An 11,385-nucleotide genomic window follows, 5' to 3' on the forward strand; every position below is an offset into this window, starting at 1 on the left:
TTCAGAATCCGTATTTGGCGAACAGGATCAGTCGGGTCATGTCGCCGCTCGCGCCGGATTCGATCTCGCGATCCGCGAACATCAGCTCGGCGCCCACATCAAACGCTGTAACGGGCGACCAGATCAAGTTGGCGTGGATGCTCTGGGCCGACCGATTGACGGCCAGGCCGGTGACGGTCGTGTCGTTGTCCACCTTCTGGGCCGACCAGATCAGGCTGGAGCGCCAGCCGGGCGCCCAGATGTGGCGATAGGCGGCGAAGCCGGCGACGACGCCGATCGCGTCCAGTTCGCCCGAGGCGTCCAGCACGGCGTCGTTGGAGAAGTTCAGCCCCACATACCGGCCGATGCCCTCGCCGCCGGTCACCATCAGACGGACATCGTCCTTGGCCCCGACCTTGATCTTGGTCGAGGCGGACAGGCCCCAGCCGGTGGCGGTGGAATCGATGTCCGTCGCCGGGTTCTGGTATTTCAGCTGGCGCAGCAAGCCGGCGAACTGCAGATCGCCCCATGGCCGCGCCATGGCGTAGCGAGCGGTGAAGTCCGGCAGGCTGCTGTCGTCCGCGATGATTCGCGTTCCGCCGCTAAATGGGGTGACGGTCGTCTCGGGATTTTCCACCGAGACCGAGAAGGGGCCGCGCGTGTAGCGGACCTGGACCTGACGGGCGAAGACCGTGCCCTCGGCCGCGCCGATGAAGTCGGCGGATTCGGGCAGGACGGCGGTGTTCTGGAAATTGGTCCATTCCTGGCCGATCAGCCAGTTGTCGATGGTGACGAAGGCGCGACGCAGGGCGGGATTCGCTGGGCTGGTGGTGCGCTGGTCTGCCGTGCCGGGCAGGGTCTGGAAGTCCATCTCCAGCCGGGTGGCGACCTTGTGACCGCCGACCAGTCCGTCGGTCGTCAACCAGAACCGGGTCTGGCGCGCATTGAAGTCGGTCGCCGTGTCCTCGTCGGCCCCGCCAATGGGGATGGAGCCGGGGATGTGGAATTCGCGCAGGGCGTCGCCGTTGACCGGATCGCCGCCGGAATAGTTCGAGGCCGAGGCATCGACCTTGATGAAGCCGCCGAACTTCACCGTATGGTCGCCGATGCGGAAACCGTCGCTGGGCGCGGCGGCTTGCTGAACCGGCGCCGGCGGGGCAGGGCGAGTCTCCAGCCGGATGATGTCCTGCTGCTGCGCCGCCTGCTGGGTGCGGGCGGCGACGACTTCCGACTTGAGGGCGTTCAACTCGGCTTCGAGTTGGGCGATCCGGGCTTCGAGCGCAGCCTGGGCGTCCTGAGCGAAGGCGGCGCCGGGCGCGAGAAGCATGGCTGCGGCCACACATCCCCCCAGCAGACTGGACTTGATCATGATGGTTCCTCCCGCGCCCGTCTGATGCGAGCGTCCTAGCGAACCCTTTCCTTTAGGGGCGTAGGCGGCCATTAGCCATTGGTCTAGTTTCGACGAAAGTCGAACCGCGCCATGCTGCCGCCGACGTGGCCGCAAAGCATGCTGCGCAAGGGAAGGACGCCTTATGGACCGTGTCGTCGTCGCCGACGATCACCCGCTGTTTCGCGCCGCTCTGCGGTCTGCGGTAGACAAGGCGGCCCCCGGCGCCGCGATCGACGAATGCGCCAGCCTGGCCGAGGCCCGCCGGGCCTTGGCGGCGGGGTCTGTCGATCTGCTGCTGCTGGACCTGAAACTGTCGGACAGCGAAGGGATGGCCGGCCTTGCCGCCATCCGCGCCGAACATCCCACGGTGCCGGTCGCCGTGGTTTCGGCCAGCGAGGACGCGTCGGTCGTTCGCCATGCGCTGGGCCTGGGAGCCGCGGGCTTCATCCCCAAGTCGGCCAGCCTGCCCCAGATGGTTGAGGCTATCACCGCCATTCTCGCCGGCGACGGCTGGGCGCCGGAAACGCCCGAGGGCGACGCCGACGACGATCTGCCCGCCCGGGTCGCCAGTCTGACGCCGTCGCAACTGCGGATTCTGGAAGGCCTGAAGGCCGGGCGGCTGAACAAGCAGATCGCCTTCGACCTCGGCGTATCCGAGGCCACGATCAAGGCCCACCTGACCAGCGTCTTCCGCAAGCTGGGCGTCCATAACCGCACCCAGGCGGTGATTCTGGCGAAACAGCTCGATCCCGCCTAGCTCGACAGAAAGGCCTTCAGCGCCGCCGGCTTGATCGGCTTGGGCAGCAGAACCGCCCCTGCCGCATTGGCCTTTTCGTTCAGACCATCGCGGGTGTCGGCGGTTACCAGTGCGATCCTGCGCACGCCGCGCGGCCTCAAGCCGTCGATGACCGCAAATCCGTCGGCCCCGTCGCCCAGGTGCAGGTCCACGACGGCGGCGTCGAACGGTCCCGCCGCCTCCAGGGCCGCCTCCACTCCGGACGCCAACGTCGGTCGGGCGCCCCATCGCGTCAGCAGGGCGTCGAGGGCTTCCAGGATCACCGGTTCATTATCCACGCACAGCACCCGCAAACCCGCCAGGGGCAGTCGCACCTCATGGGTCGGGGGCGCCTCGACAACCGCATCCGCGACGCCGCGCGGCACGGTGATGCGGAAAATCGAACCGCGTCCGACGCGCGAGTTCAGCTCAAGCGGGTGATCCAGCAAGCTGGACAGACGCCGTACAATGGCCAGCCCAAGACCGGCGCCGGGTTCATCGACCGGTGCGCCAGGCAAGCGTACGAACTCGCCGAAGACCGTCTCCTGGTCCGCGTCGGGAATGCCGCGCCCGGAGTCGCAAACCAGCAGCCGCACCGTCTCGCCCTGCCGACGCGCGCCCACCAGCACCCGGCCCACATCCGTGTATCGGATGGCGTTGGCGATCAGGTTCTGCAGCATGGACCGCAGCAGGTCTCGGTCAGACCTGACCCACAGGCCGCTAGGTACGAGGGTCAGGGCCAGCCCCTTGGCCTCGGCCACCGGGGCGTATTCGCGCCTCAGTTCATCGAACAGACCGTCCAGCGACAGACGTGTAACCGCCGCCTTGACCCCGCCGGCCTCCAGCTTGGACAGATTCAGCAGGGCGGTCAGCAGGCGGTGGGCGCTGTCAATGGCGCGGTCAGCGTTGACGGCCAGGGTGCGGCTGTCCGGTCCGGCGTCCGGACCGGACACCGCCGGTTCCTCCTTCAGAGCTGCAATGAACAGGCGGGCGGCGTGCAGCGGTTGCAGCAGATCGTGGCTCGCGGCCGCCAGGAAACGGGTTTTCGACGCCGTGGCATCCTCGGCCACGCGCCGAGCCTCCTCTAGCCGGGCCGTGCGATCGGCGACCCGCGCCTCCAGCCTCTCGTTGGCCTCTTCCAACTGGCTGGCCGCCCGCCGCAGGGCGGTGATGTCCGTATAGCTGGTGACATAGCCGCCGCCGGGAATAGGGGCGCCGGACGACCGCAGCACCCGCCCATCCGGCTGAAGCCGCTCGTGATCATGCGGAATGCGGCGGCTGAGCGCTTCCAGCCGGCGCTCGACCCAGGAGTCGATATCGTCGGGACTCTCGCCGCGTTCGGCGTTCAGCCGATAGATGCTGGCGATGGGCAGGCCGACGTGAACAAAGCCGACCGGCAGCTCGAACATGGAAACATATCTTCTGTTCCATGCCGTTACGCATAAATCCTCATCCACCACGATCACGCCTTGATCGATATTGTCCAGGGTGGTCTGCAACAAATCTCGGCTGAACTGGACGGCCTGGGACGCCTCGTCGAGCATCCGCACCACATCCTCGGGCGCGCGGCCGCCCCCCGCCAGGGCCGCGGCGATGACGCGCCGCGCCGAGGCCGCGCCGATGGCGCCGGCCAGCATCCGTTCCGCCGCCCGCGCCAGCCCGGCGTCGGCCGGATCGGCGTCACGCAGTCGGATGTCGGTTTCTGCGCTCCAGGCGGTGAAGGCCCGCTCGGCCCGCTCGTCGCCGATGAAACGGGCGACGAGAGCGCGCAGATCACCGACCGAGGCGCCGGACGGCGACGGCTTGGCGTCCAGCCAGTCCGGCCCCAGCCGATCGACAAAGGCCCGCGCCTGCACCCGGTCGATCAGCCTGGGCTGAGCGAAACGCGACACCCCGACATAGGCCGCCAGATTCAGCCCCAGGCTGACGAATACGCCCAGGGCCAGCGGATCCTTGACCCCCAGCATCACATGCGGATGCCAGGGTGCGCCGGGCGCCAACTGGGGCAGGGCCAGCATGACGATCCAGACCGCGATTCCGACCATCATACCCGCCAGCGCCCCATGGGCATGCCCGCCGCGCCACAGCACGGCCCCGAACAGGGCCGGCGCCAGTTGCGCCATGGCGGCGAACGACACCAGGCCCATGGCCGCCAGGCCGCGTGACTGATCGGTCGCCTGGTAATAGAGCCAGGCCAGCAGCAGCACGGCGACGATGGCCCCGCGTCGCACCTGCAGGATCACGCCGGACATGTCCGAGGCGTCGCCGCGCAGCCGCCAGCGGTCCCGCGCCAGGAAGGGCAGGATCAGACTGTTGGACACCATGGCCGACAGGGCCACGGCCTCGACGATGACCATGGCCGTCGCGGCGGAAAATCCGCCGACGAAGACGACGGCGGTCAGCAGGGATTCGCCCCGCCCGAACGGTAGGGCGAGGACCAACAGATCGGGATTGGTCGACGGCGCGAACAGGGCGCCCGCCGCCACCAGCGGCAGGACCGCCAGACTGGTCAGCACCAGATAGGCCGGGAAGATCCAGCGCGCGCGCCGGACGTGGCTGGGATCCGCGCCCTCGACGAAGGCCACATGGAACTGACGCGGCAGGCAGAAGATGGCCAGGGTCGCGATCAGGGCGATGGCCAGGAACCGGGGCGTCAGTTCAGGCGGCGCGGCGAGAGCGCCCAGGCCTTCCAGACTGCGTGCCGCAGACCCGTCCTGCACAAGAAGCACAAGGGCAAAGCCCGCCACCAGCAGCAGGGCGCCCAGCTTGACCAGGGATTCCAGGCCGATCGCCTGGATCAGACCCCGGTTGTGCTCGGTCAGGTCGGGCCGTCGCGCCCCGAACAGGATGGCGAAACCCGCCAGCACCCCGGCCAGAACCAGGACGGTCAGGCTCTCCGACCCCGCCACCGGGGTCCCCGCCGTCAGCAAAGCCCCGGCCATCGACAGGGATTTCAGCTGAAGCGCGATATAGGGAAGGGACCCCAGGATGGCGACCAGGGTGACGGCGGCGCCGAGCGTCTGGCTCTTGCCGTAGCGCGAGGCGACGAAGTCGGCCATCGAGCCGACGTTCTCGCGCCGTGCAGCGGCGGCGATCCGACGCCACAGCGGAAACAGAACCGTCAGCCCCAGCACAGGGCCGATATAGATGGGCAGATACTCCCACCCGTCGCGCGCCGCCGTGCCGACCGCGCCGTAATAGGTCCAGGAGGTGCAGTATATGGCCAGCGACAGGGCGTAGACCGACGGACCCAGTCCGCGTCCCCGCGCCCGCGCGGCCGGCCGTTCCTGATGCCAGGCCACGGCGAACAGAACCGCCATATAGGCGACCACCAGGCCGAGGATCATCAGGCTGAACATGGCGGCATCTGAACCGGGCAGGGGAGGTTTAACAAGTGAAAGGCGGGCCGTCTTTCGACGACCCGCCCCTCATTCACGCCCGAAAGCAGGATCAGGCGTTCAGATCGACATCCTTGCCTTCCTTGACCAGCAGGAAGCCCAGCACGACCGTCGCCAGGGCGACGATGATCGGATACCAAAGGCCGGAGTAGATGTTCCCCGTCGCCGCCACGATGGCGAAGGCCGTGGTCGGCAGGAAGCCGCCGAACCAGCCGTTGCCGATATGATAGGGCAGGGACATGGAGGTGTAGCGGATATTGGTCGGGAACATCTCGACCAGGGCCGCCGCGATCGGTCCGTAGACCATGGTCACATAGAAGCCGAGGATGAACAGGATCAGCACCACCATCGGCTTGTTGACCAGAGCGCTGTCCGCCTTGGCCGGATAGCCGGCGGCGGTCAGGGCGGCGCTCATATCCTTGTCCCAGGTCTTCTTCTGGGCCGCGAAGTCCGCCGGCGTCATGGCGTCGCCGCGGAAGCTCTGTACGACCGCCTGATCACCGATCCGCACCTCAGCCACCGTGCCTGCGGGCGCCTCAATATTGGTATAGGTGACGCCGGCCTTGGCCAGGTGAGACTTGGCCACGTCGCAGGACTGGTTGAACACGGTCTTGCCGATGGGGTCGAACTGGACGTTGCAGTCCGCCGGATCGGCGTAGACCACGACCGGCGCCGAGGCGGCGGCGGCGGCAAGGCGCGGATTGGCGGCCTGGGTCAGGGCGTTGAACAGCGGGAAATAGGTGAGGGCGGCGATCAGGCACCCGGCCAGGATGACCGGCTTGCGTCCCACCTTGTCCGACAGCCAGCCCCAGAAGATGAAGAAGGGCGAGGCCGCGACCAGGGCGATGGTCAGCATCACATAGACCAGGGTCGCATCCACCTTCATCACCCGTTCCAGGAAGAACAGGGCGTAGAACTGACCCGTGTACCAGATCACGGCCTGGCCGGCGGTCAGGCCGAGCAGGGCGATCAGCACCAGCTTCAGATTGGGCCATTTGCCGAAGGAGTCCTTCAGCGGGGTCTTGGAACCCTTGCCCTCGGCCTTCATCCGCTTGAACGACGGGCTCTCGGACAGTTTCAGACGGATCCACAGCGATACCGCCAGCAGCAGGATCGAGACCAGGAACGGAATCCGCCAGCCCCATTCCGCAAAGGCGTCTTCACCCACGGCGACGCGAACGCCCAGGATGACCACCAGGCTCAGCACCAGGCCTGCGGTCGCGGTGATCTGGATGAAGGAGGTGTAGAAGCCGCGTTTACCATGTGGCGCATGCTCGGCCACATAGGTGGCGGCGCCGCCGTATTCGCCGCCCAGGGCCAGGCCCTGAATCAGTCGCATCAGCACCAGGATGATCGGCGCCGCGATGCCGATGGCCGCATAGGGCGGCAACAGACCGACCACGAAGGTCGAAAGACCCATAAGCAGCATGGTCACCAGGAAGGTGTTCTTGCGACCCCAAAGATCGCCCAGCCGCCCGAACACGATGGCCCCGAACGGCCGCACTGCGAACCCGGCGGCGAAGGCCATAAGGGCGAAGATATAGCCGGTCGTTTCGTTGACGCCCGAGAAGAACTGAACCGTGATGATCGCGGCCAGCGACCCGTACAGATAGAAATCATACCACTCGATAACGGTGCCGACCGACGACGCCAGGATCACCAGCTTGTCGTTCTTACCCACCACATACTCATCGACCGGCGCACCCGTGGCGCTGTCCGTCATTAGCGTAGCCTCCCAGCTATCAGGTCTTTCCGACCGTTTCACGCCGCAAGCGGCGCTTATCGGCGGGAGAGTGGCTCAGCCTGCAGCCAAGCGTCAGGGAGACTTTGGTCGAAGACGTCATTTTCTCGCCTAAGAGATATTATGTGAAGGAGGCGCATATTCCAGGCGGATAAAGTGTCGGTGTTCCAGATTCTCGAGACTCTGGGCCTGAGCGGCAGTTTGGTTCCGGGTTCGTTGGACTCAGGCGCTAGGTGGATGCGCCATTTTCGAACCTCAGTTGCCGTCCTGAAAGCCGACATTCGATCGCATTGCGCAATCATTGCATTCACGCCCTCGACAGCTTGTCCCTTGGATTGCATTGAGGCGCATGCCTGAAGTCCAAGCGACGAGCCGCACCGCCGACGCCCAGCAGATCATCAACGCGGCGATTACCCATGCCGCCTCGAACGGGCTTCATAGTCTGACGATGCGCGACCTGGCTCAGGCGGTCGGCAAGAGCACGACGGTCATCGTCAATCTTTTCGGGGCGAAGTCGGGCCTTATACAGGCGGTCGCGGAAGAGGCGATGCGCAGAGACGGCGCCTTTCATGCTGAGTTCTTCGCAGCCGTTCGCGGCCTGCCCCTGGACCGGGACACCCTCCTGCCCCTCGCCCAGCATTACCTGCGCCTACGCGCTGGTGAAGCGGCCGGGTTTGCGCGCATTTGGGAGGCCCTGGTTCTGGACGCGGATCCCGCTCCGGCTAGACGCGCCCTGATGATCCGGTGGGAGGCGCTGCGGCGAGACGCATGGCTGACTCATCTCGCCCAAGCCCCCCGGGTCGCCGAATTCGCTCCGGCCCTGATCTCCTGGCTGACGGTGGAACAGTTCTACGCCGGCGCGCTGATGGGGCGCGCCGACTACGAGGTCATCGCGGCGGAGGGGTTGTCCAGCCTGCTGGATCACGCCTTTGGTCATCCCGACCGTCCCGCAACGGCGACCTTCTGGTACCGTGAAAGACTGGTCCTGCCCCAGGCGCCGGCCGACGGCCTGGAGCCCGGATCCATGCGCCACAAGCTTCTGGACATCGCCGCTGATCAAATAATGACGAAGGGTCTGACGGCCGTCACCAACCGCTCGGTCAGCGTCGTGGCGGGAACATCGACCTCCACCATCGCCTACCACTGGCCGGACATGCGACGGTTCGTGCTGGACGCGGTCTGGCACAGCGTGTTCCGCGACATGCCCCGCTACCTGGCCGGTCGTAGGCCCGAGGGCGATCCCGCCGCAGCCGATCTGGACAGTTGGGGTCGGATCATGGCGCCGACCGTCTCCATCGAACCGGACGCCGAGGGCTTCTACGTGCGGTATGTTCGGCTAATCGCCAGCGTTTGCATGGAGGCGCGGCGCGACCCGTCGCTCCAGGATCTGGCCATGCTGCTGCGCGGCCCCGAGGGTGGCGGTACATTTTACAACAGCGCGGGCGTCTGGCCCGCCGATTTCGATCTGAACCGGTTGGCGGCGACGCGGTTCGCCCTCTGGATCAAGGGCGCCGCGCTGATGGCGTGCGCGACCGGCGTACCGCTGACCACAACCGACCTTGAGGCGGCTGCGCTCCAACTGGTTGCGTGTCGCACCTGATAGAACGTGCGTTATCCGCGCTGAGACACCAGCGTTCTTGGCACTGAAAGAAACACTTCAGGCAAGCTTCACAAAAGCATCGTACGGCCGGACTATTGCCGAACCGTTGTCGAACAGTTGTTTTTCCGGCGCACCGAAGGCGGCCTCGCCCTTCCTCCCCGCTGCGTGAGACGCCTCGACCAACGGCCGGACAAGCGGCTGTTCGACGACATCCCGCAACGCATCGACACGCGAGGGAGGGGGTGTCCCCGCGCGTCGCCCGATGGATGGTCAAAATGCAACGTCTTCTTCTCGGCGCCTCGAGCGTCGTCCTCGCCCTGGCGGCCATGCCCGCTTCAGCCCAAACCCATACCGAAAGCCATGCGGCGACGGTTCATGACATCGTCGTCACCGCTCAGCGTCGCGAACAGTCCAGCCAGGACGTCGGCGTCGCCCTGTCCGTGATCGGCGGACAGGATCTGGACGAGAAGGGCGTCAACGTCATCAACGACATCGAGAACGTCGTGCCCAATCTGGAGGTCGACAGCCAGTTCGGCAGCGGCCAGCCCGCCTTCCGCATCCGCGGCATCGGCACGCGCGAATACTCCAGCAACAACGCCTCCACCGTCGGCGTCTATGTCGATGAGGTCGCGCACCCCTATACGGTCACGACCCAGGGCGCGATGTTCGACATCGCCCGGCTTGAAGTGCTGCGCGGACCGCAGGGCACCCTGTACGGCCGCAACACCACCGGCGGCGCAGTGAACATCATCACCAACGCCCCGACCATGGACCAGCGCGCCGGCTTCACGGCCGAATACGGCTCCTACGACCGCTACAAGGTCGAGGGCTATGTCTCCGGTCAGATCGCTTCCGGCCTGCTGGGCCGCCTCGCCGCCGTGACCGAACAGGGCGGCGCCTGGCAGTACCATCGTACGACCGGCGAGAAGTTGGGCGATCGCGACAAGACCGCCGTGCGCGGCCGCCTGACCTGGGACGCGACGCAAGACGTCACGGTTGATCTGTCCGCCACCTACGCCGTCGACAAGTCGGACGGCCTGGGCTTCCGCCTGCGCGCCCCCTACCCTGTCTTCGACGGCAGCGTGACCTATCCGGCGGACACCGCCCGCCGCATCACCGGCTGGCAGATTTCCGAGGCCCTAGCCGGCGTGTCCGGTCGCAGCCTGGACGCTAAGCCTGGCCGCGACAACGACGGCCTGGATCTGAGCGCCCGCGTCCGCGCCGACCTGGGCTGGGCCACGCTGAACACGATCACCGCCTACCAGACCTTCAGCCGTTCGGAATACAATGACTGGGACGGCACGCCTGCCGCAGAATCGGACGTCTATTTCTACAACGATCTGACGGCCTTCTCGCAGGAGGCGCGTCTGTCCAATGAGGCCGGCCGCCTGAACTGGATGGTCGGCGCCCACTATGCCGACGAAAGCATAGACGGCGGCTTCTACACCGAGTTCCGCGGCGCCAACCGCAACCTGATCAACACCCCCTATGACCAGTCGGTCGAGGCTATCGGCGTCTTCACCCACAACAGCTTCGCCCTGACCGATCGCCTGAGCCTGATCGCGGGCCTGCGTTACGAGAACGAAGACCGCAGCCTGACCACGACCGGCACGCGCCGCCTGAACGTCGCGGTAGGACCGGAAAAGTCCTACGAGACCTCGCTGTCGGAATGGACCGGACGTTTCGGCCTGGAATACGACCTGGCCGAAAACGCCCTGCTCTACACCAGCGTGGCGCGCGGCGTGAAATCGGGCGGCTTCACCACCTACAACGGCCAGTCCCAGACCCCGTTCAAGCCGGAAGTCGTCATCGCCTATGAGACCGGGATCAAGTCGGATCTGTTCGAAAATACCTTGCGCGTCAACGGCGCGGTCTTCTTCTACGACTACGAAAACCAGCAGATCCAGGGCACCGAATACAGCCGCGAAACCGGCCAGCTGGGCAAGATCACCAATGTGCCCAAGTCCGAAATCTACGGCGGCGAGATCGAACTGACCTGGACCCCGTTCGCCGGCCTGACGATCAGCCAGAACTACGGCTACAAGGAAGGCGAATACAGCGAGTATTTCGCCATCGACGCCGCAGCGACCAACGCCGCCAACCCGGTCGACGGTCCCTGGGACATCATCATCTCGAACGACCGCTCGGGCGAGCCGCTGCAGTTCCCGAAGTTCAACTACGGCGGCTCCATCGCTTATGACTGGTCGATGGCCGGTTTCGCCCTGCGGGCCGAGACCAACTACAACCAGCGTGACGGCATCTATAACGCCTCTTCGGCCTCGGTCCTGCCGGGCTACTGGCTGTGGAACGCCAATCTGAGCGCGGGTCCGGAGAACGCCAACTGGCGTGTGGGCCTTTGGGCGCGCAATCTCTTCAACACCGAATACGAAGAGACCCGCAACAACTTCAACGGCGGCGCCCGCCCCACCAGTTCGCCGAACGAAGGCCGCACGGTCGGCGCGCGCCTGACGATGGACTTCTAAGCGACGTCGCCTACAGGCG

The 11,385-nt window shown here is 66.1% G+C and carries 6 protein-coding genes; 3 read left to right on the forward strand and 3 right to left on the reverse strand.

From position 1 onward, the window contains the following. Nucleotide 1 precedes the first annotated feature (1 nt). Complete coding sequence (locus tag ACW17X_RS03230; RefSeq protein ID WP_492099631.1) at nt 2–1,348, reverse strand: DcaP family trimeric outer membrane transporter; 1,347 nt, start codon at nt 1,346–1,348, stop codon at nt 2–4. Between the two features lie 163 nt (nt 1,349–1,511). Here ACW17X_RS03230 and ACW17X_RS03235 point away from each other — a divergent pair, with 163 nt between their 5' ends. After that, complete coding sequence (locus tag ACW17X_RS03235) at nt 1,512–2,126, forward strand: response regulator (RefSeq protein ID WP_492099632.1); 615 nt, start codon at nt 1,512–1,514, stop codon at nt 2,124–2,126. Here the strand turns inward: ACW17X_RS03235 and ACW17X_RS03240 are convergent. Together ACW17X_RS03240 and ACW17X_RS03245 are read right to left on the reverse strand one after the other, a co-directional pair. Then, nucleotides 2,123–5,503: a hybrid sensor histidine kinase/response regulator gene (locus ACW17X_RS03240; RefSeq protein WP_492099633.1), complete on the reverse strand. Its 3,381-nt coding sequence runs from the start codon at nt 5,501–5,503 to the stop codon at nt 2,123–2,125. The two genes, ACW17X_RS03235 and ACW17X_RS03240, sit on opposite strands and share 4 nt — an antisense overlap. A gap of 91 nt (nt 5,504–5,594) precedes the next feature. Beyond that, nucleotides 5,595–7,265, reverse strand: a complete 1,671-nt coding sequence (locus ACW17X_RS03245) for an MFS transporter (protein ID WP_492099634.1) — start codon at nt 7,263–7,265, stop codon at nt 5,595–5,597. Nucleotides 7,266–7,632: 367 nt separating this feature from the next. Here ACW17X_RS03245 and ACW17X_RS03250 point away from each other — a divergent pair, with 367 nt between their 5' ends. After that, nucleotides 7,633–8,883 (forward strand): TetR/AcrR family transcriptional regulator, encoded by a 1,251-nt coding sequence (locus tag ACW17X_RS03250; RefSeq protein WP_492099635.1) that lies wholly within the window; start codon nt 7,633–7,635, stop codon nt 8,881–8,883. 275 nt (nt 8,884–9,158) lie between these two features. After that, nucleotides 9,159–11,366 (forward strand): TonB-dependent receptor, encoded by a 2,208-nt coding sequence (locus tag ACW17X_RS03255; RefSeq protein WP_492099636.1) that lies wholly within the window; start codon nt 9,159–9,161, stop codon nt 11,364–11,366. Nucleotides 11,367–11,385 lie beyond the last annotated feature (19 nt).

Source organism: Brevundimonas sp. FV1ye4L, assembly GCF_058681255.1.